Origin of the sequence: Cellulosimicrobium sp. I38E, assembly GCF_001647255.1 — a bacterium.
Lineage (GTDB): Bacteria > Actinomycetota > Actinomycetes > Actinomycetales > Cellulomonadaceae > Cellulosimicrobium > Cellulosimicrobium cellulans_E.
In genome coordinates, this window is the sequence record NZ_LUAZ01000030.1 from 1 (window position 1) to 20,651 (window position 20,651).

Consider the following 20,651-nt stretch of genomic DNA (forward strand, 5'->3'; position numbering starts at 1 on the left):
CGGCCCTCGGCCCGGTCCACGACCCCTGCCCACACGACCTGTCCGGCGGTGTCGAGCAGCGCCGCGCCGACGACGCACACCGCGAGGAGCTGGAGCGTCGCCGTCGTCGCGCTCCTCGCGCTCACGCTCGGTGCGGTCGGTGCCGCGCTCGGGACCGTCATCGCGGGGTGGCTCGCCGACGACCCGACGACGGCGACGCTCCAGCTCCTCGCGGTGTGCGTCGTCGGCGCGGCGCTGCTCGACACCGCCGGACAGGTCGTGTGGGCAGGGGTCGTGGACCGGGCCGAGGGCCGACTGCGCGGCGACCTGCTCACGGCGGCCCTGCACCAGCCGCTCGCCACGCTCACGGAGCAGGCCGTCGGCGAGGTGCTCGACCGCGTCGACGACGACACGCACGCGGTCGGCACGCTGGTGCGCCGCCAGCTCTGGGGCGCGGGCCGCACGGTCGTCGGCGTCCTGCCGATGTGGGTCGTCGCGGGCCTGACCTGGTGGCCGGCCTGGATCCTCTTCCCGGTGCTCGGAGCCGTCGCCGCGGTGATCGTCCGTCCCATGCTGGGCGAGATCGCGCGCCGCAAGGTGATCGAGGAGGCCGCGTGGACGGACCACGCCGCCGCGTTCGAGGAGTCGGTCGCGGCACGGGACGACCTGCGGACGAGCCTGGGGCAGTCGTTCGCGGTGCGGCGCCTCGCCGAGCGCTCGGCCCAGGTGCACCACAAGTTCCAGGCGGTGCTCGTCATCGAGTCACGCATGCTCCGCCGCGCGGGCCTCGTGCTGGCGTCGCTGCTCGCCGGCGTGGCCGTCGCGGGCGCCGCGCTCGCCGCGGACGGCGACCTGGGCGTCGACCGCCTGGTCACCCTGTTCCTCGTGACGGCGATGTTCGTCGGGCAGGTGGACAACCTGGTCCACCACCTGCCGGACATCCAGGAGGGCATCGGGGCGCTCACGCGCATCCGGCAGATGCTCGCCGTCGAGCCCGAGCCCACGGGCGGGAGGGCGCTGCCCGACGGGCCCGTGGGGATCGAGCTGCGCGACCTCCACTTCTCGTACGCCGAGGGCACGTTCGCGCTCGCCGGCGTGAGCCTGCGGGTGCCCGCGGGCGAGACGGTCGCGCTCGTGGGGCGGACGGGGTCGGGCAAGTCGACCCTCGCGTCGCTGCTGTCGCGCGCGGTCGAGCCGCCGCGCGGCGCGGTGCTCGTCGGCGGCGTGGACGTGCGCGACCTCGACCTTCAGGCGCTGCGCTCCGCGGTGGGGGTCGTGACGCAGCGGACCGAGATCCTCGCGGGCACGCTCGCCGAGAACGTCGCGCTCTTCGCGGACGTGCCGCGCGCCGACGTCGAGGCCGCCGTGCGCGAGCTCCGGCTCGACGACTGGGTCGCGGGACTCCCCGACGGCCTCGACACCCTGCTGGGCCCGGGCGGGACGTCGCTCTCGGCGGGGGAGGAGCAGCTCGTCGCGTTCGCGCGGCTGCTCGTCCGCGACGTGCAGGTCGTCGTGCTCGACGAGGCGACCGCGCGCATGGACCCGCTCACGGAGGCGCGCGTCGTCGCGGCCTCGGAGCGGCTGCTCGCCGGGCGCACGGGCGTGCTCGTCGCGCACCGCCTGACGACGATCGAGCGCGCCGGGCTGCTCGCCGTCCTCGACCACGGGCGGGTCGTGCAGCAGGGCGAGCGGGCGGCGCTCGCCCGCGTCGCGGGCCCGTACCGGGACCTCCTCGCGGCGAGCGTCGCCGAGGAGGCCGCGACGGGCGCCGCCGGCGCGCACGTCGGTGCGGGCGGGGCACTGCTCGACGGCTCCGGTGAAGGCGACGGCGACGGCACGCGCGACGCGTCCCCCGGGCCGGGTGCGCCGGACGGACCCGGCGACGGCGCGGACGCCGACCGCGCGGGGGAGTCCGTCGGAGGACGCCGACGGCGGGGCGCGCCGCCGGTCCTCGCGGACCCGGGCGACGGGCCCAGCCTCGCGCGCGGGGTGCTGCACGCGCTGTTCGTCCGCCCCGCGTGGGGCGTCGTGGGCGCCGTGCTGTTCCTGGCGACGAGCCTCGTGTCGGCGCAGGGTGCCGTCACGGGCTTCCTCTGGGGCCGCGCGGTGCAGGACCTGGACGAGGGCTTCCCGGCGCAGCTGCTCGTGCCGCTCGCGGTGCTCCTCGTCCTCGCGCCGCTGTGCCTCGCCTGGGCGCTGTACGTCTACCCGCGCTGGTGGATCGAGGTGCTGCTGCGCGTGCGCATGGCCGTCATGGCCGGCCAGACGCGCCAGCACCGGCTCACGGCGACGCCCCCGGGCGAGGTGGTCGCGCGCGCCATGGACGCCGACCGCTTCGTCCGGTACGCGGACCGCTGGGTCGACTTCGTCAACGGCCTCGTGATCGCCGGGGTCACGGCGCTGCTCAGCGGGTCGTGGCTCGCCGGCGCGGTGCTGCTCGCCGTGATGGTCGTGTCCGCGGCGGCGTCCGCGCTCGGGCGCCCGATCGCCGGTCGGTCGGCCACGCGGTCGTCGGCGGCGCGCGCCCGGTTCGGGCGGGCGCTCGTCTCGGCGCTCGACTCGGCACGCACGGTCAAGCTCGCCGCCCGGACGCCGCAGGTGCACGCGCACCTGCGCGACGTCGACGGGGGACGCGTGCGAGCCGCGATCTTCGAGCACCGGGTGCAGGCCGCGCTCGACGGCGTCCCGCTCGTCATGATCCAGCTCGGTGTCGTGGCGGCGTGGGCCGGGCTGCTCGTCGGCACGTGGGACCTCGCGACGGCGCTCCTGGTCGCCAACGCGGTGACCGGCTTCGGCTGGTTCGGCGTGGTCGCGGGGGCGGTCGTGACGGAGGCGCCCGGCACGCGCTCGTGGCAGCGCGCCACGAGCCGGTTCGCCGGGGGCACGGACCTCATGGACCTGCCGGCCGGCGTCGACCTCCTCACCGGCGAGGCACCCGTGCCCGACCCGGGTCCCCGCCAGCCGCTCGAGCGGCTCGAGCTGGCCGACGTCACCGCGCTGCACGACGACGGCACGATCGGCGTCCAGGGCGTCGACCTCGCGGTGCGCCGCGGCGAGCTCGTCCTCCTGCTCGGGCAGGTCGGGGCGGGCAAGTCGAGCCTGCTCTCGGCGCTGTCGGGCCTCATGGAGCACACGGGGCACATCCGGTGGAACGGGACCGACGTCGTCGACGCCCAGACGTTCCTGCGTCCGGGGCAGGTCGCCCACGTGGCGCAGGTCCCGCGCGTGCTCTCGGGGTCGTTCGCCGACAACGTGCGCCTCGGGCACGAGCGCGACGTGCACGGCCCGGTCGCGGCCGCGCGCCTGGAGCGCGACGTCGTCGAGGCCGGGGGCCACGAGGCCCTGGTGGGGCACCGCGGCGTCCGGCTCTCGGGCGGCCAGGTCCAGCGGCTCGCCCTCGCGCGGGCGCTCGCGACCGACGCCGAGCTCCTCCTGGCCGACGACGTCTCGAGCGCGCTCGACGCGGCGACCGAGATCGAGCTGTGGACCTCGCTGCGGGAGCGGGGCACCACGGTGATCGGCGCGACGTCGAAGCGTGCGGCGCTCGCGCGGGCGGACCGCGTCGTCGTGCTCGACGAGGGCCGCGTCGCCGAGGTCGGGCCGTGGCGCGACCTGGCACCGCGCTGGGGTCACCTGGCGGGCTGACCTCTCTGGCCCTCCCCGAACCCGGGGTCGCTCCTCACCGGACGTGTTCCGTGAGGAGCGACCCCGGGTTCGGCGTCTCCAGGGGCCGTACGGCGGAGGTGCGCGAGCCCTGGTTGCCGAACCTTGCTGCAACTTTCTGCAAGCAGTACAGTTCGGCTCAGCCGTACGCTGAGGAAGCCGCGGTCGACGTCGCCCGCTGTCGGTCCCCGTCGTCCGCGTTCACCGGTTCGTGCCAGCTCATGCCTGCGGCCCCGCACCAGCCACCGGACGAGGGAGTCCTCATGACCTCCACGCCGCGACGTCGCCGCGTTCCGCGCACACCGTCGCCCCACCCATCCGACCCGTCGGCCCGTCGCTCGCGCGGGTCCCGCACGACGGCGTCCGTCACCGCCGTCGCGCTCGCCACCTCCAGCCTGGCGGGCGTCACGCTCGCCGCGCTCGCGGCCCCCGCCGCGGGGGCCGACGAGCGCACGCTCGCCCTCGTGGGCGACCTCCAGTCCGAGCTCGGCTGCGCGGCCGACTGGGACCCCGCGTGCGACGCGACCGAGCTCGCACCCACCGACGCCGCGGGCGTGTGGTCCGCCGACTTCGACCTGCCCGCCGGCACGTACCAGTACAAGGTCGCGTACGACGACGCCTGGGACGAGGCGTACGGGCGCGACGGCGGCCAGGACAACGCGCCGCTCGTGCTCGGCGGCGACGCGACGGTCCGCGTCACGTTCGACGAGTCGACGCACCGCATCGCCCTCACGCCGCTCGGGCTCGCGGGGGACTACGACGAGGCGCAGGACGCCGACCTCGTGGTGCCCCCCGTGCGCCAGCCCGGGTCGGACGAGCGCTTCTACTTCGTCATGACCGACCGGTTCGCCAACGGCGACCCGTCGAACGACACCGCCGGGCTCGGCGACGACCCGCTCGTCTCCGGGTACGACCCGACGAACAAGGGCTTCTACCAGGGCGGCGACATCGCGGGCCTGCGGCAGAACCTCGACTACGTCGAGGGCCTCGGCACGACGGCGATCTGGCTCACGCCGTCGTTCAAGAACCAGCCGGTCCAGGGCACCGGCGCCGACGCCTCCGCGGGCTACCACGGCTACTGGATCACCGACTTCACGCAGATCGACCCGCACCTCGGCACCAACGCCGAGCTCGAGGCGCTCATCGACGAGGCGCACGACCGCGGGATCAAGGTCTACTTCGACATCATCACGAACCACACGGCCGACGTGGTCGACTACGAGGAGAAGCAGTACTCGTACGTCGACCAGGCCACGTCGCCGTACCGCGACGCCGAGGGCACCGTGTTCGACCCGGCGGACCACGCGGGGACGGGCGACTTCCCGGCGCTGGACGCCGCGACGTCGTTCCCGTACACGCCGGTGGTACCCGCGGGCAAGGAGGACCTCAAGGTCCCGGCCTGGCTCAACGACCCGACGCTGTACCACAACCGCGGCAACTCGACGTGGACCGGGGAGTCCGTGACCTACGGGGACTTCGACGGCCTCGACGACCTCATGACGGAGCACCCGACGGTCGTCGACGGGTTCGTCGACGTCTACCAGGACTGGATCGACCTCGGCATCGACGGCTTCCGCATCGACACCGTCAAGCACGTGAACTTCGAGTTCTGGGAGACGTGGACCACCGAGGTCCTCGACTACGCCCACGCGCAGGGCAAGGACGACTTCTTCATGTTCGGCGAGGTGTACGACGCCGACGCCGCGAAGCTCTCGCCCTACGTGCGCAAGACCGACATGAGCTCGACGCTCGACTTCACGTTCCAGTCCGCCGCGACGAGCTTCGCGAGCGGCAACAGCGCCAAGGGCCTCGCGTCGCTCTTCGCGAGCGACGACATGTACACGACGCCGACGACCAACGCGCAGGCGCTGCCGACGTTCCTCGGCAACCACGACATGGGGCGCGTCGGGTACATGCTCGCGAGCACCGACGACCCGCTCGCGCGCGACGAGCTCGCGCACGACCTCATGTACCTGACCCGCGGGCAGCCGGTCGTGTACTACGGCGACGAGCAGGGCTTCGCCGGGAAGGGCGGCGACAAGGACGCGCGCCAGACCCTGTTCGCGACCCAGGTCGACGAGTACGCCGACCAGCCGCTCGTCACGGGGGAGCAGGCGGGCAGCGTCGACCGCTTCGGCACCGACGCGCCGCTCTACGCGCACATCGCCGAGCTCGCCGCGCTGCGCGAGGCGCACCCGGCGCTCGCGGACGGCGCGCAGGTCGAGCGCTACGTCGAGAACGGCGCGGGTGTGTACGCCTTCAGCCGGGTGGACCGCACGGAGAAGGTCGAGCACCTCGTCGCGCTGAACAACGCGGCGGAGGACCGGACGGCGACGTTCACGACCCTCACGCCCGGCGCCTCGTACGAGGTGCTCTACGGCGAGCAGGCCGCCCCCGTCATCGCCGACGCGGACGGCGTCGTCACGCTGACCGTCCCGGCGACGGGCACGGTCGTGCTGCGGGCCGACCGCGAGGTCGGCGCGGACTCGTCGGGCGACATCGCCCTCACCGTGCCGCGCGCCGGGGGAGCGGTCACGGGCGTCGCGCCCGTGACGGCCACGGTCGACGCGGACGCGTGGGCCGAGACGTCGTTCGCGTGGCGCGAGGTCGGGAGCGCCGAGTGGCACCCGCTCGGCACCGCGGAGGACACGGCGCCGCGCGTCTTCCACGACGTCGCGGGCCTCGCGGACGGCACGCTCGTCGAGTACCGCGCGGTGACGACCGACGCCGACGGCGACCGCGCCGCCGCGTCCACGTTCGCGAGCGTCGGGGTCGACGTGAGCGGGGTCGTGGGCGAGGAGCCCGAGCCCGAGATCGACCTCGTGACCGTGCCCGGCAGCCACAACGCGGCCATGGGCTGCGCGGGAGACTGGGCCCCGGGCTGCGAGGCCGCGAAGCTCACGAAGCGCGCGGACGGTGTCTACGCGGGCACGTTCGACATCCCCGCCGGGACGTACGAGTACAAGGTCGCGATCAACGGGTCGTGGACGGTCAACTACGGCGTCGGCGGCGTACAGGACGGCGGCAACGCGACGTACACGACGACTGGTGGACCGGTGACGTTCTACTGGGACCCGGTGAGCAAGGACTTCTCGAGCACCGCGCAGGGCCCGATCGTCACCCTGCCGGGCTCCTTCCAGGACCAGGTCGGCTGCCCCGCCTCCTGGGCGCCCGACTGCCTCGCGTCCTGGCTCAAGGACCCCGACGGCGACGGTACCTACACGTGGTCGACCGACCGCCTCGCGGCCGGCGCGTACGAGGGCAAGGTCGCGCACGGCCTGAGCTGGGCCGAGAACTACGGGGTGGGCGGTGCGCCCGACGGGGCGAACTACCAGTTCTCCGTGGGCGACGGCGAGAACGTCACGTTCTCCTACGACCTGGCGACCCACGTCCTGACCATCGAGGTGGCGAACCCGCCGCTCCCCGGCACCGGCCAGCAGGCCGCGCACTGGGTCCGCGAGAACCTGGTCGCCTGGCCGGGCGACCTCGGCACGGGCGACGGGTGGACCCTGTGGGCTGCGCCGGACGGCGGGATCTCCGTCGCCCCGGGCAGCGCGGAGGGTGAGGTGCAGGCACCGGAGGGCACGGCGTCGTACACGCTCGAGGTGGACCCGGCGGGCCTGCCCGACGACGTCGCCGCCGAGTTCCCGGCGCTCGCCGGGCACACTGCGCTGCGCGTGCTCGACGACGGCGAGCCGCTCGACCGCGCCGCGGCCGAGGCCGCGCTCACCGGCCAGCTCCTCGTGACCCGGGCCGACGACGGCGTCCTCACGGCCGCGACCGGCGTCCAGGTGCCGGGCGTCGTCGACGACCTGTTCGCGCAGGACGCGGTCGAGCGCGAGCTCGGCGTCTCGTGGCACGCCAACGGCAAGTGGGCGTCGTTCGCGCTGTGGGCGCCGACGGCGAAGGCCGTCTCGGTGCTCGCCTGGCCCGCGGGGGCGTCGCTCGACGACGACCCGCGCCGGTTCGAGGCCGCGCGCCAGCCCGACGGCACGTGGACCCTCGACGGCAAGTCGGCCGACAAGAAGCTCGGCGGCGCGGCCGTCGGGTGGAAGGGCGCGCGCTACCTCTATGAGGTGCGCGTCTACGTCCCGAGCACCGGAAAGGTCGAGACGAACGTCGTCACCGACCCCTATTCGGTGGGACTCACGCTCGACTCCACGCACTCGGTGGCCGTCGACCTGGAGGACCCCGCGTTCCGCCCGAGCGTCTGGGAGGGCACACCGGCGCCGGTCGTGGAGCGGGCGGTGGACCAGACGATCTACGAGCTCCACGTGCGCGACTTCTCGATCTCCGACGAGACCGTCCCGGCGGAGCGGCGCGGCACCTACCTCGCGTTCGCCGAGCAGGACTCGGCCGGGATGACGCACCTGCGCGAGCTCGCGGACGCGGGCCTCACCACGGTGCACCTCCTCCCGACGTTCGACATCGCGTCGATCCCCGAGGACCGTGCCGCCCAGAAGACGACGGGCGACCTCACCGGGTTCGCGCCCGACTCGCCCGAGCAGCAGGCCGCCGTCGCGGCGGTGCAGGCGCAGGACGGCTTCAACTGGGGCTACGACCCGTGGCACTTCAGCACGCCCGAGGGGTCGTACGCGGTCGACGCGGACGGCGGCGCGCGCGTGGCCGAGTTCCGCACCATGGTCGGGTCGCTCCACGGCGCCGGGCTCCAGGTCGTGCTCGACCAGGTGTTCAACCACACCGCGGCGAGCGGGCAGGACGCGAAGTCGGTCCTCGACAAGGTCGTGCCGGGCTACTACCACCGGCAGAACCCGACCACCGGCTCCGTCGAGACGAGCACGTGCTGCCAGAACGTCGCGACCGAGCACGCGATGGCGGGCAAGCTCATGGTCGACTCGGTCGTCACGTGGGCGAAGGACTACCGCGTCGACGGGTTCCGCTTCGACCTCATGGGCCACCACTCGAAGCAGAACATGCTCGACGTCCGGGCCGCGCTCGACGAGCTCACGCTCGCCGAGGACGGCGTCGACGGGAAGTCCGTCTACCTGTACGGCGAGGGCTGGGACTTCGGCGAGGTCGCGGGCAACGCGCTGTTCGAGCAGGCCACGCAGGGCCAGCTCGGCGGCACGGGCATCGGGACGTTCTCCGACCGGCTGCGCGACGCCGTGCACGGCGGCTCGCCCGTCGACGGCGCCTCGACGTTCACGCAGGGCTTCGGCACGGGCCTCGCGACCGACCCGAACGGGCAGCCCGCCCGGGCGGGGGAGCCGGGGACCGTGAACGACGGGTCCGCGGACGAGCTCGCCGACCTCGGTCACCAGACCGACCTCGTGCGCCTCGGCCTCGCGGGCAACCTGCGCGACTACACGCTCGTCACGTCGACGGGCGAGGAGAAGCGCGGCGACGAGATCGACTACCGCGGGGCGCCTGCCGGCTACGCCGACTCGCCCGAGGAGGTCGTGACGTACGTCGACGCGCACGACAACGAGACGCTGTTCGACCTGCTCACGCTCAAGCTCCCGGCGGACACGCCCATGGACGAGCGCGTGCGGATGAACACGGTCTCGCTCGCGACCGCGGCGCTCTCCCAGACGCCGTCGTTCTGGCACGCGGGCACGGACCTGCTGCGGTCGAAGTCGCTCGACCGCAACAGCTACGACTCGGGCGACTGGTTCAACGCGATCGACTGGACCGGTCAGGACAACGGCTTCGGCAAGGGCCTGCCCATGGCGGCGGACAACGAGGACAAGTGGCCGCTCATGGCCCCGCTCCTCGCGGACCCGGCGCTCAAGCCGTCACCCGACGACATCGCGGCCGCCTCGGCGCAGTCGCAGGACCTCCTGCGGCTGCGGCACTCGACCGAGCTCTTCCGGCTCGGCGACGCGGACCTCATCCGGGAGAAGGTCACCTTCCCGGGCGCCGGGACGGACCAGGTCCCGGGGGCCGTCGCGATGTCGGTGGACGACACGGTGGGCACGGACGTCGACCCGGCCCTCGACGGCCTGCTCACGGTGTTCAACGCCTCGCCGGACGAGGTCACCGTCCCGCTGTCCGCGCTCGCGGGCCGCGAGTACGTGCTCTCGCCGGTCCAGGCCGAGGGGAGCGACGCCGTCGTGCAGGGCACCACGTGGGACGCGGCCTCCGGGACCGTCACGGTCCCGGCGCGCACCGTCGCGGTGCTCGTCGAGCCGCAGGCGGGCGGCGAGCTGCCCGTCTCCGTCGAGGTGCAGCCCCGCTGCCTCGCGGGCAAGGCCTACGTCGCCGTCCGCGCGACGAACGACGGCGCCGTCCCGGTCGACCTGACGCTCTCCACGCCGTTCGGCGAGAAGGGGTTCTCGAAGGTCGCGGCCGGGAAGAACGCCTACCAGTCGTTCGCGACGCGCCAGAAGGCGGTCGCGGCCGGCGAGGCCACGGTGACCGCGACCGCGGTGGTCGACGGCGAGGAGGTCACCTCGACCTTCACCGTCGCCCACGAGGAGCTCACCTGTTCCTGACCCGACCGCCGGGGGAGAACCCTGGTCCGCCGAGGTAGAGACCTGGTCTTCACCAGGGCTCTACCTCGGCAGACCCCGGCTCTACCTCGGCAGGACCTGGTTCTGCCTCGGCAGGCGAGGTGCTACGGTCGCTGGCCGTGACCACCTCGTCCTCGCCCGCCGTCGGCCCGACGGCGGGCCTCGCGTTCCGCACGGCGGTCGCCGCGGACCTGCCGCGGGTCGTCGCGCTCATCGCGGACGACGCCATCGCCCGGTCCCGGACGGGGGAGGTCGGGCCCCCGCACGAGGCGGCGTTCGCCGCGATCGACGCCGACCCGCACAACGAGTTGGTCGTGGTCGAGCTCGACGGCGAGGTCGTCGGGACGATGCAGCTCACCGTGATCCCGGGGATCTCCCGGAACGGCGCGTCGCGGCTCCTCGTCGAGGCGGTGCGCGTGGACCGCCGCCTCCGCGGGCAGGGCGTCGGCCGCGCCATGATGGCGTGGGCGCACGCCTGGGGCGTCGCGCGAGGCTGCACGCTCGCCCAGCTCACGTCCGACAAGCAGCGGGCCGACGCCCACCGGTTCTACCGGTCGCTCGGCTACGAGCAGTCGCACGAGGGCTTCAAGCGCCCGCTCCCACCCCGCTAATCCCGGGTCGGCGTCTCCGCGTCCGGTACCCCGGACTCCGGTCATCGCATGCTCTGCGGGGCGCACGCGGGCCGCTCCTTGGAGCGCTCTCACGCCTTCAGATCCTGATCGATTGGGAGCGTTCTCGCGTGTTGGCGCTCACATTGCGGGGCATATGTCTGCGCTGTCATGGGACCAAGGTCGCTGTTTGGTCACGGTTCTGTCGATCCTTGCGTTCAGGAGTTGACGCCAAGAACGCGACCGGCATAACGTCAGGCCCGCTCGGACGGCGCTGAGGGTGTCCGGGTCCGCGGCGCGTCGGTGCGCTGCGAGCTGTCCTCGGCAGGAGGAGGTCCGATGGCGGACGAGCGCGTGATCCTCGAGATGCGAGGTATCACCAAGGAGTTCCCGGGCGTGCGCGCCCTCGACGACGTGAACCTGCGGGTGCGCGCGGGAGAGATCCACGCGATCTGCGGCGAGAACGGCGCCGGCAAGTCGACGCTCATGAAGGTGCTCTCGGGCGTGTACCCGCACGGGACGTACGCCGGTGACATCTACTACGACGGCGCCGAGGTCCAGTTCAAGGACATCCGCTCGAGCGAGCACGCGGGGATCGTCATCATCCACCAGGAGCTCGCCCTCATCCCCGAGCTCTCGATCACCGAGAACATCTTCCTCGGGAACGAGGTCAAGGGTGCGTTCGGCATCGACTGGGGCGCGGCCCGCCGTCGGGCCGAGGAGCTCATGGCGCGCGTCGGTCTCCAGGAGTCGCCCGACGCGCAGATCAAAAGCATCGGCGTCGGCAAGCAGCAGCTCGTCGAGATCGCCCGCGCGCTCGCCAAGGACGTGCGCCTGCTCATCCTCGACGAGCCGACGTCCGCGCTCAACGAGGAGGACTCCGAGCACCTGCTCGACCTGCTGCGCGGCCTGCGGTCCAAGGGGCTGACGAGCATCATGATCTCCCACAAGCTCAACGAGATCGAGGAGATCGCCGACTCGATCACGATCATCCGCGACGGCCGCTCGATCGAGACGCTCGACGTGAAGAACGACGCCGTCGACGAGGACCGCATCATCCGCGGCATGGTCGGCCGCTCGCTCGAGTCGCGCTTCCCGGAGCACACGCCGTCCATCGGCGAGACCTTCTTCGAGGTCGAGGGCTGGACCGTCGAGCACCCCGAGGTGCCCGGCCGATACGTGTGCAAGGGCTCGACGTTCCACGTCCGCCGTGGCGAGATCGTCGGCTTCGCCGGGATCATGGGCGCCGGGCGCACCGAGCTCGCGCGGTCGCTCTTCGGGCGGTCGTACGGACGCTACAAGTCCGGCGTCGTGCGCATCGACGGCCGCGAGGTGTCGATGCCCACGGTGCTCTCGGCGATCGAGAACCGGATCGCCTACGTCCCCGAGGACCGCAAGGCGCTGGGGCTGAACCTGCTCGACACGATCCTCGGCACGATCCAGGCGGCGAACCTGCCCCGCATCGCCAAGGCCGGCGTCATCGACCAGGACGCGGCGTTCGTCGCGGCCGAGTCCTACCGCAAGGCGTTCTCGATCAAGGCGCCGAGCGTGCACGAGGGCGTCGCGAAGCTCTCGGGCGGCAACCAGCAGAAGGTCCTGCTCGCCAAGTGGATGTACACCGAGCCGGAGCTCCTCATCCTCGACGAGCCGACGCGCGGCATCGACGTCGGAGCCAAGTACGAGATCTACGGCCTCGTCCAGAAGCTCGCCGACGCCGGGCGCGGCGTGGTGGTCATCTCGTCCGAGCTGCCCGAGCTCCTCGGCCTGTGCGACCGCATCTACACCGTCTTCGAGGGGCGGATCACGGGCGAGGTCCCCGGGTCGGGGGCGACCCAGGAGGGGCTCATGCGCCTCATGACCGGGACACCCGGCGACGCACCCTCCGACGCCGCCGCCTGAGCGCGTCCTCCACCCCAGCCACCGCATCGCAACCGAGAAGGAACCACCGACGATGTCGTCCATCAAGCAGCTGCTGAGCGGGGGAGCACGCCAGTTCGGCATGCTCTTCGCGCTCCTCGCCCTGGTCATCTTCTTCCAGATCGCCACGGGCGGACGGGTCCTCACGCCGAGCAACGCGCAGAACCTGCTCAACGGCAACTCCTACATCCTCATCCTCGCCATCGGCATGGTCCTCGTGATCATCGCGGGCCACATCGACCTGTCGGTCGGGTCGGTAGCCGCGGTGACCGGCATCATCGTGGCGATCGCCATCCGGGACTGGGGCATCCCGTGGTGGCTGGGCATCCTGCTCGGGCTGTGCGTCGGCGCGGTCATCGGCGCCTGGCAGGGCTGGTGGGTCGCCTACGTCGGCATCCCGGGGTTCATCACCACGCTCGCCGGCATGATGCTGTTCCGCGGTCTCAACCAGTTCATCGGCAAGTCGAACACCGTGCCGGTGCCGCAGGAGCTCCAGACCCTCGGTGGTGGCTACCTGCCCGAGTGGGGGCCGAACACCGGCCTCAACAACTCGACGCTCCTGCTCGGTGTCCTGGCGATCGCGGCCGTCGTGTGGTCGGAGCTCCGCCGCCGCGCGAGCGCGCGCAAGCTCGGCGCCGAGCCGGTCCCGACCTCGGTCGCCGTGACGCGCGTCGTCCTCTTCAGCGCCGTGATCGCCTACCTCACGTACCTCTACGGGTCAGGCCGTGTCGGCACGTCGTTCCCGGTGCCTGCGCTCGTCCTGGTGCTCCTCGTCGTCGTCTACCAGTTCGTCGCGTCGCGGACCATCACCGGTCGCCACGTGTACGCGGTGGGCGGCAACCGGGCCGCGGCGGCGCTGTCCGGCGTGAACATCAAGCGCACGAACTTCTTCGTGATGATGAACATGTCGATCCTCGCGTCCCTCGCCGGGATGATCTTCATCGGCCGCTCGACCGCGTCCGGCCCCTTCGACGGCAACATGTGGGAGCTCGACGCGATCGCGGCCGTCTTCATCGGCGGGGCCGCCGTCTCCGGCGGTGTCGGCACGGTCGTCGGGTCCGTCATCGGTGGCCTGGTCATGGCCGTCCTCAACAACGGCCTCCAGCTCATGGGTGTCGGTTCCGACCTGACCCAGATCATCAAGGGCCTCGTGCTGCTCGCCGCCGTGGCGTTCGACGTCTACAACAAGGTGCAGGGCCGCCCGTCGATCATCGCCCTGATCTTCCCGTCGCGGCGCGACAAGGGCACGGGCGCCGTCACGGGCGCCGACGACGCGCGGCCCGAGGTCCCCGTCGAGGCCGGGGCCACCGCCGCCAAGGGCTGACCCGACCTACCCCTCACGTCCCACCCACCGCACGACCCCTGACCGCATCCGACGACGGATGCCCGACAAGAAAGTGGTACCCATGAAGAAGCTCACCACGACGCTCCTGGCGCTCACCGCCGCGAGTGCGCTCGTGCTCAGCGGCTGCTCCTCCGACCGCGGGGGCGACGCCGGTGGCGACTCCACCGGTGGCGGCGAGTCCGCCGCGGCCGGGTTCGAGGAGGGCGCAACGATCGGCGTGGCGCTCCCGCAGAAGACGTCGGAGAACTGGGTGCTCGCCGAGCAGCTGTTCAACGACGGCCTGACCGAGGCCGGCTTCAAGCCGATCGTGCAGTTCGCCAACGGCGGCGTCTCGGAGCAGCAGAGCCAGATCGACGCCATGGTCGAGCAGGGCGCGAAGGTCATCATCGTCGGCGCCGTCGACGGGTCGCAGCTCGGCAGCCAGCTCAAGAACGCCAAGGACAGCGGCGCGACCGTCATCGCCTACGACCGCCTCGTGAAGAACACGGACGCCGTCGACGAGTACATCGCGTTCGACAACTTCCAGGTCGGCGTCCTCCAGGGCGAGGCGCTGCTGCAGGGCCTCGCCGAGCGCAAGGGCGAGGGCCCGTACAACATCGAGCTCATCGCCGGCTCGCCCGACGACGCGAACTCGACGCCGTTCTTCGAGGGTGCGATGAGCGTGCTCGACCCGAAGATCGAGGACGGCACGCTCGTCGTCCCGTCCGGCCAGACGTCGTTCGAGCAGGTCGCGACCCAGGGCTGGAAGGCCGAGAACGCGCAGAAGCGCATGGACACCGTCCTCTCGGGCAGCTACTCCGACAAGGAGCTCGACGGCGTCCTGTCGCCGAACGACACCCTCGCCCGCGCGGCGCTCACGTCGGCCAAGCAGGCCGGCAAGGAGACCCCGGTCATCACCGGCCAGGACTCCGAGGTCGAGTCGGTCAAGTCGATCGTCGCGGGCGAGCAGTACTCGACGATCTACAAGGACACGCGCAAGCTCGTCGAGGAGTCGATCAACGCGGTGAAGGCGCTCCAGGCGGGCGAGGAGCCGGAGATCAACGACACCGAGTCCTACGACAACGGCGTCAAGGTCGTCCCGGCCTTCCTGCTCGAGCCGATCATCGTCACGCAGGAGAACGCGGCCGAGGTCTACGCGGGTGACCCCACCCTCGAGGAGCTCACCAAGTGACCCGTTCGCTCTGAGCGACCGGGAGGCGGCGGCGTACCGGCACGCCGCCGCACGACGGCCCCCGTCACGTCCTCGGACGTGGCGGGGGCCGTGGTCGTGAGGGGGCGTCGCCGGCGCCGGGAGCCCGGCGGGAGCCTGCGGCTCAGCGGAAGACGACGGTGCGGTGCCCGTCCAGGAGCACGCGGTGCTCCGCGTGCCAGCGCACGGCGCGCGCGAGCGTCTGGCGCTCGACGTCCTCGCCGATCGCGACGAGGTCCTCGACGCGGCGCGAGTGGTCGACGCGCTCGACGTCCTGCTCGATGATCGGGCCCTCGTCGAGGTCGCCCGTCACGTAGTGCGACGTGGCCCCGATGAGCTTGACGCCGCGGTCGTGCGCCTGGGCGTACGGGCGCGCGCCCTTGAAGCTCGGCAGGAACGAGTGGTGGATGTTGATGATGCGCCCCGGCATCTCGCGGCACAGCTCGTCCGAGAGGATCTGCATGTAGCGCGCGAGGACGACGAGCTCGACGTCGAGCTCGTCGACGAGCCCGCGCAGGCGCGCCTCGGCGTCGGCCTTGGTGTCCCGCGTGACGGGCACGTGGTGGAACGGCTTGCCGTAGAACGTCGCGATGTCCTCGAGGTCCCGGTGGTTGCCCACGACGCCGACGACCTCGATCGGCATGCCCTGCGAGCGCTCGCGGTACAGCAGGTCGACGAGGCAGTGCGGCGCCTTGGAGACCATGAGCAGCGTGCGGACCCGGCGCCCGACGACGTCGAGCTGCCACGTCATGGCGAACCGGGCCGCGACCTCCTCGACCGCCCGCTCCAGCTCGGCGCGTTCCGCGGCCGCGGTGACCTGCACGCGCATGAAGAACAGTCCCGAGAGCGGGTCGCCGAACTGCTGCGACTCCGTGATGTTGCCGCCGAGCCGCGCGAGGGCCCCGGCGACGGCGTGCACGATCCCCGGCCCGTCCGGGCACGAGAGCGTGAGGACCCAGTGCGTGGGGTCGCCGGTCGGGGGCTGCGCGGTGCGGAGCGCCGAGGTGTCGGGGACGTCGGCGCCACGGGGATCTGTCGTGGACACCCCTCAGAGGGTAGCCGCGTCCCGGCGGTGCCGAGGCCGCCGTCCGGCAGGCTGACATCACCCGGACACGCGCGGTCGCGCCGCGCGATGTCTGACACGATGTCTTCATGAACGACGCGCAGATCACGACCCGCCTCGTCGACGACGCCGAGGCCGGTGAGCTCCTGACCCTGCGGCGGGCGGCGTTCGTCACCGAGGCGCAGCTCTACCAGGACCCCAACATCCCCCCGCTGACCCAGACCCTCCACGAGCTGCGCGAGGACCTCGCGCGCGAGGACGTCGTGACGATCGGCGCGTGGCTCGGGCCGCGTCTCGTCGGCTCGGTGCGGGTCGAGATCGAGGAGAGCAAGGCGACGCTCGGCCGCCTCGCCGTGGCGCCGGACATGCAGGGCCGCGGCATCGGGACGCAGATGCTCTTCGAGGTGCTGCCGTACCTCCCGGAGCAGACCACGGAGATCTGGGTCTTCACGGGCAAGGACTCCAAGCAGAACCTCGCGATGTACACCAAGCACGGCTACGAGGAGCAGTACGACAAGGCCGCCGGCGACCTCACCTACACCTACCTGCGCCGCATCCTCGGCGAGGCCGAGGCACGCAACGAGACCGACGCCGTCGGGCAGGAGTAGCCGGGTGACCGGCCCCGGGCGACGGCCCGGGGCCCGCCGACGGGCCGTGCGCTAGGATCGACGCGTCGCGACTGGCGCCGCCCGGTGGATCTCCGCCCGGGCAGGGTGGATCACCACCGGGGAGCGACACGCTGTGCAGACGACGGGTCGTTCGCCTGGGCCCCGGGTCACCCCCTGGTGGGGCGTACCCGGCGAGCCGGGAACGTGACCACCGACGACACACTGCCAAGCACCCGCGGAGGAGACGCCATGAGCGCCCAGCCAGCCGACAACGTCCTCGACACCCCGCTCGCCGAGCTCGACCCCGAGATCGCGGCCGTCCTCGACGGGGAGCTCGCGCGCCAGCGCGACACCCTCGAGATGATCGCGTCCGAGAACTTCGTCCCGCGCGCCGTCCTGCAGGCGCAGGGCTCCGTGCTCACCAACAAGTACGCCGAGGGCTACCCGGGCCGCCGCTACTACGGCGGCTGCGAGCAGGTCGACGTCGCGGAGAACCTCGCGATCGCGCGCGCCAAGGACCTGTTCGGCGCCGAGCACGCCAACGTCCAGCCGCACTCGGGCGCCACGGCCAACGCCGCCGTGCTGCACGCGCTCATCAACAAGGGCGACAAGATCCTCGGCCTCGAGCTGGCGCACGGCGGCCACCTCACGCACGGCATGAAGATCAACTTCTCCGGCAAGCTCTACGACGTCGCCGCGTACGGCGTGGACCCGCAGTCGTACCGCATCGAGATGGACGAGGTGCGCAAGCAGGCCCTCGAGACGCGCCCCGACGTCATCATCGGCGGCTGGTCCGCCTACCCGCGCCACCTCGACTTCGCGGCGTTCCGCGAGATCGCGGACGAGGTCGGCGCGAAGCTCTGGGTGGACATGGCGCACTTCGCGGGCCTCGTGGCCGCGGGCCTGCACCCCTCCCCGGTGCCGTACGCGGACGTCGTGTCCTCCACGGTCCACAAGACGATCGGCGGCCCCCGCTCCGGCTTCATCCTGAGCAAGGAGGAGTACGCCAAGAAGATCGACTCCGCCGTGTTCCCGGGCCAGCAGGGCGGCCCGCTCATGCACGTCGTCGCCGCCAAGGCCGTGTCGTTCAAGATCGCGGGCTCCGACGACTTCCGCGACCGCCAGGAGCGCACGCTGCGCGGCGCGAGCATCATCGCCGACCGCCTCGCCCAGGCCGACGTGGCCGCGGCCGGCGTCTCCGTCCTCACGGGCGGCACCGACGTCCACCTCGTGCTCGTCGACCTGCGCCACTCGGCGCTCGACGGCCAGCAGGCCGAGGACCTCCTGCACGAGGTCGGCATCACCGTGAACCGCAACGCCGTGCCGTTCGACCCGCGCCCCCCGCGCGTCACGTCCGGCCTGCGCATCGGCACGCCCGCGCTCGCGACGCGGGGCTTCGGCGACGCCGAGTTCACCGAGGTGGCGGAGATCATCGCGACCGCGCTGCGCGAGGGCGCCGCGACCGACGCGGACGCCCTGCGCGCCCGCGTGCAGAAGCTCACGGCCGACTTCCCCTTGTACCCGGGCCTGCAGCAGTGAGCCCCCGGATGAGTGCGCAGCTCCTCGACGGCAAGGCGACCGCCGCCACCATCAAGGCCGAGCTCAAGGACCGCCTCGCGGTCCTCGCCGGGAAGGGCGTCGTGCCCGGCCTGGGCACGCTGCTGGTGGGCGACGACCCGGGCTCGCAGTGGTACGTCGCGGGCAAGCACCGCGACTGCGCCGAGGTCGGGCTGTCCTCGATCCGCGAGGACCTGCCCGGCGACGCGACGCAGGAGGAGATCGAGGCCGCGGTCCGCCGCCTCAACGAGGACCCGGCCTGCACGGGGTACATCGTGCAGCTCCCGCTCCCCAAGGGCATCGACACCAACCGCGTGCTCGAGCTCATCGACCCGGCCAAGGACGCGGACGGCCTGCACCCGACGAACCTCGGGCGCCTCGTCCTGCGCGTCAACGAGGAGGTCACCTCGCCGCTCCCGTGCACGCCGCGCGGGATCATCGAGCTCATCGAGCGGCACGGCATCTCCCTCGCGGGCAAGGAGGTCGTGGTCGTGGGCCGCGGCGTGACCGTCGGCCGCTCGATCGGCCTGCTGCTCACGCGCCGCGCGGTCAACGCGACGGTGACGCTCACGCACACCGGGACGACGGACCTCGCGGAGCTCGTGCGCCGCGCCGACGTCATCGTCGCGGCGGCGGGCGTCCAGGGCATCATCACGCGCGACATGGTCAAGCCGGGCGCCGTCGTCATCGACGTCGGTGTCTCGCGCGAGGTCGACCCCGAGACCGGCAAGAGCCGCGTCGTGGGGGACGCCGCGCCCGACGTCGCCGAGGTCGCGGGCTGGATCTCGCCGAACCCCGGCGGGGTCGGGCCCATGACGCGCGCGATGCTCCTCGCGAACGTCGTCGACGCGGCGGAGCGCGCCTCCGCCTGACGCCCTGCGGCGTTCCCGGGGCGACGCGCAGGCGCTAGTCTGCGCGGGTGACGAGGGCGCGCATCGCGACGACGGCGGCGTACGCCGTGCAGGGCTTCGGGTTCGCCGTGGTGCTCACGAGCATCCCCGGGTACAAGGAACGGCTCGGCATGGGCGACGACGTCGTCACGCTCGTCGTGCTGGGCGTGTGCGTCTTCGCCGGGCTGGGCAGCGCACTGTCCGGCGTCGTGGCGGCGCTCCGCGGCGCGCGCGCCGTGGTCGTGGCCGGCCTGCTGCTCGCGGCGCTCGCGGTCGCGGGCGTCGGGCTCGCGCCGTCGTGGCCGGTCTTCTTCGTGGCGATCGGGCTGTACGGGCTCGCGCTCGGCGCGGTCGACGCGGCGATGAACATGCTCGGGATCGACGTCGAGCGCGCGCACGGCCGCAGCCTGCTCGCGTCGTTCTACGCGGCCAACGCCGCCGGCGGCGTGCTCGGCGCGCTCGCCGTCTCGGGCAGCGCGCTCGTCGGGCTCGACCAGCCGGTCGCGCTCCCGCTCGTGGCGCTGCTCGTGGCCGCGGGCGCCGTCTGGCTCGCGCTGCGTCTGCCCGACGGCGGAGCGACGGCCCACGGTGCCGTGACCCCTGTCGGGGTGGCGGACGACGTCCGCGACGTCGCGCCGACCGGGAGCGTGGCGTGGGTCGCGGCGGGCACGATCGCGCTGCTCGGCGCGGGGATGCTCGCGTTCCCCGTCGCGGACTCCGCCGTGTCGAGCTGGAGCGCGACGTTCCTGCGCGACGTCCTCGCGGCGAGCGCAGCCGCCGCCCCGCTGGGGTACGCGGCGTACCAGGCGGCGCTCATCGTGTCGCGGCTGGTGGGAGACGGTCTCGTCGAGCGTCTCGGCCGCGTGCGGGTCGTGCGGCTGGGCGGCACGCTCGGCGCCCTCGGGTTCGTCGCGGTGGCCGCGGCCCCCGCCTGGCCCGTCGCGGTGCTCGGGCTGGCGGCGACCGGGCTCGGGCTCGGCGTCGTCGCCCCGCTCGCGTTCTCCGCGATCGGGGACCGCGCCCGCGAGGCGGTGGCGGCGGGCACGGGGTCGGCAGAGCCGCCGGCCGGGTTCGTCGCGACGGTCACGGACCGCGCGGTCGCGCGCCTCAACGTCTTCACCTATGCGGGCGCGGTGCTCGGCGGCGTGCTCACCGGCATCTTCGCGACGGCCCATCACCTCCGGGTCGGGTTCGTCGTCCTCGCGGTGCTCGCCGCGGTGTCGGCGATGCTCGCCGGCGCGTTCCGGCCCGCCCGCGTCGCCCTCGTGGGCGTGAGCGAGGCCACGCCGCCCGCGTGACGCCGGGTACCCGGCCTGTCGGTGGCGTGTGATGGGATGGCCGGCGTGCCGCGACCGTCCT

General features: G+C 72.9%; 11 protein-coding genes and 1 riboswitch. Of the genes, 10 read left to right on the plus strand and 1 reads right to left on the minus strand.

Annotated features, from left to right (window positions below; all coding sequences use genetic code 11):
• Nucleotides 1–48: 48 nt before the first annotated feature.
• The 6 genes from A0J59_RS11205 (at nt 49) to A0J59_RS11230 (ending at nt 15,156) form a co-directional block, all read left to right on the plus strand.
• Entirely contained in the window at nt 49–3,624 is a 3,576-nt protein-coding gene (locus tag A0J59_RS11205; protein WP_064316147.1) for an ABC transporter ATP-binding protein, read from the plus strand.
• A 281-nt stretch (nt 3,625–3,905) separates the two neighbouring features.
• Nucleotides 3,906–10,097, plus strand: a complete 6,192-nt coding sequence (gene pulA / locus A0J59_RS11210; protein ID WP_082918941.1) for a pullulanase-type alpha-1,6-glucosidase — start codon at nt 3,906–3,908, stop codon at nt 10,095–10,097.
• A gap of 137 nt (nt 10,098–10,234) precedes the next feature.
• Nucleotides 10,235–10,726 (plus strand): GNAT family N-acetyltransferase, encoded by a 492-nt coding sequence (locus A0J59_RS11215; protein WP_064316148.1) that lies wholly within the window; start codon nt 10,235–10,237, stop codon nt 10,724–10,726.
• A 336-nt stretch (nt 10,727–11,062) separates the two neighbouring features.
• Complete coding sequence (gene mmsA, locus A0J59_RS11220; protein ID WP_064316149.1) at nt 11,063–12,622, plus strand: multiple monosaccharide ABC transporter ATP-binding protein; 1,560 nt, start codon at nt 11,063–11,065, stop codon at nt 12,620–12,622.
• Nucleotides 12,623–12,674: 52 nt separating this feature from the next.
• Complete coding sequence (gene mmsB / locus A0J59_RS11225; RefSeq protein ID WP_064316150.1) at nt 12,675–13,964, plus strand: multiple monosaccharide ABC transporter permease; 1,290 nt, start codon at nt 12,675–12,677, stop codon at nt 13,962–13,964.
• 82 nt (nt 13,965–14,046) lie between these two features.
• A complete protein-coding gene (locus tag A0J59_RS11230) occupies nt 14,047–15,156 on the plus strand; it encodes a sugar-binding protein (protein ID WP_064316151.1) in 1,110 nt (369 codons plus the stop codon).
• A gap of 142 nt (nt 15,157–15,298) precedes the next feature.
• Here the strand turns inward: A0J59_RS11230 and purU are convergent, their stop codons facing one another.
• Nucleotides 15,299–16,219 carry a formyltetrahydrofolate deformylase gene (gene purU / locus A0J59_RS11235; RefSeq protein ID WP_047234071.1) on the minus strand — a complete coding sequence of 307 codons (921 nt, stop codon included), beginning with the start codon at nt 16,217–16,219 and terminating at the stop codon, nt 15,299–15,301.
• Between the two features lie 107 nt (nt 16,220–16,326).
• On the opposite strand from purU, the gene A0J59_RS11240 reads away from it, so the two are divergent.
• The 4 genes from A0J59_RS11240 (at nt 16,327) to A0J59_RS11255 (ending at nt 20,590) form a co-directional block, all read left to right on the plus strand.
• A complete protein-coding gene (locus tag A0J59_RS11240) occupies nt 16,327–16,845 on the plus strand; it encodes a GNAT family N-acetyltransferase (protein WP_047234072.1) in 519 nt (172 codons plus the stop codon).
• A gap of 57 nt (nt 16,846–16,902) precedes the next feature.
• Nucleotides 16,903–17,013, plus strand: a riboswitch (ZMP/ZTP riboswitch).
• 81 nt (nt 17,014–17,094) lie between these two features.
• The gene (gene glyA, locus A0J59_RS11245; protein WP_053369692.1) at nt 17,095–18,384 is read left to right on the plus strand and encodes a serine hydroxymethyltransferase; all 1,290 of its coding nucleotides are present in this window, start codon (nt 17,095–17,097) and stop codon (nt 18,382–18,384) included.
• A gap of 8 nt (nt 18,385–18,392) precedes the next feature.
• Nucleotides 18,393–19,274, plus strand: a complete 882-nt coding sequence (locus A0J59_RS11250) for a bifunctional methylenetetrahydrofolate dehydrogenase/methenyltetrahydrofolate cyclohydrolase (RefSeq protein WP_053369693.1) — start codon at nt 18,393–18,395, stop codon at nt 19,272–19,274.
• 47 nt (nt 19,275–19,321) lie between these two features.
• Complete coding sequence (locus A0J59_RS11255; protein ID WP_064316152.1) at nt 19,322–20,590, plus strand: MFS transporter; 1,269 nt, start codon at nt 19,322–19,324, stop codon at nt 20,588–20,590.
• Nucleotides 20,591–20,651: the final 61 nt, after the last annotated feature.